Source organism: Paraburkholderia sp. 31.1 (assembly GCF_014397645.1).
GTDB classification, from domain to species: Bacteria; Pseudomonadota; Gammaproteobacteria; order Burkholderiales; family Burkholderiaceae; genus Paraburkholderia; species Paraburkholderia tuberum.
The window spans coordinates 1-830 of the sequence record NZ_VZQN01000181.1 but is presented as its reverse complement, the minus strand read 5'-3'; the positions used below and the strand labels follow the sequence as shown (position 1 = coordinate 830).

At 61.1% G+C, this 830-nt stretch carries 1 pseudogene; it reads right to left on the bottom strand.

Annotated features, from left to right (window positions below):
* Nucleotides 1-766 (bottom strand): annotated as a pseudogene (locus F6X37_RS35885) (IS3 family transposase); the annotation flags it as partial.
* Between the last annotated feature and the right edge of the window lie 64 nt (nt 767-830).

The following is an 830-nucleotide window of genomic DNA, read 5'->3' as shown; positions in this document are numbered from 1 at the left end:
CTGAACAGGTCGATGATGACCGCGAGGTACACCCACCCCTCGGCTGTCGCCAGATAGGTGATATCGCTCGTCCAGACCTGGTTCGGTGCAGTGGCGGTGAAATTGCGCTCCAGCAGATTCGGCGCCACCGGCAAATCGTGGTTCGAGTTCGTCGTCGCGATGTACTTGCGCTTGTGGCGAGCGCGAATGCCATGCTGCGCCATCAGCTTGCGAACCCGCTCCTTGCCCACGCGCACGCCACGCGCGAGCAGTTCCTTCCACATGCGCGGCCAGCCGTACTCGCCCTTGACCTGCGCGTGAATCGCCTTGATGTTTGCGAGCAATGCATCGTCGCTCACGCGGCTTCGGTGCGGCCTGCCCTGCGCGGCGCGTTGCCGGCGCTGATGATATCCGCTGGGGCTGACCTCCAGCACTTCGCACAGCACCGAGACCGGCCAGTGGCGTCGATTGCGCTCAATGAATGCGTACTTCACATCGACTCCCTGGCGAAGTACGCAGCGGCTTTTTTTAAAATATCTCGCTCCATCTTCAGGCGAGCTACCTCCGCACGCAGCCGGGCCAGCTCCATCTGTTCCGGGCTTACTGGCTTTGTCCCAGCTCCCGCCAGCTTGCCTTCCCGCTCAGCCTTCACCCAGTTGTACAGCGTCTGTTCAACCACACCCAGTGTCGCCGCCACTGCTGCCATGCTTTGCCCGGCCTTGACCAGTCGCACCGCTTCCAGCTTGAATTCGAGCGTGTACTGTGCCCGCTTTGCCTTGCCTGTCATCGTTCTTCTCCTTGCGTGAGTTTACCTGCTCAGCAAGGGATTCGTTTTTCGGGGGCAAGCTCAA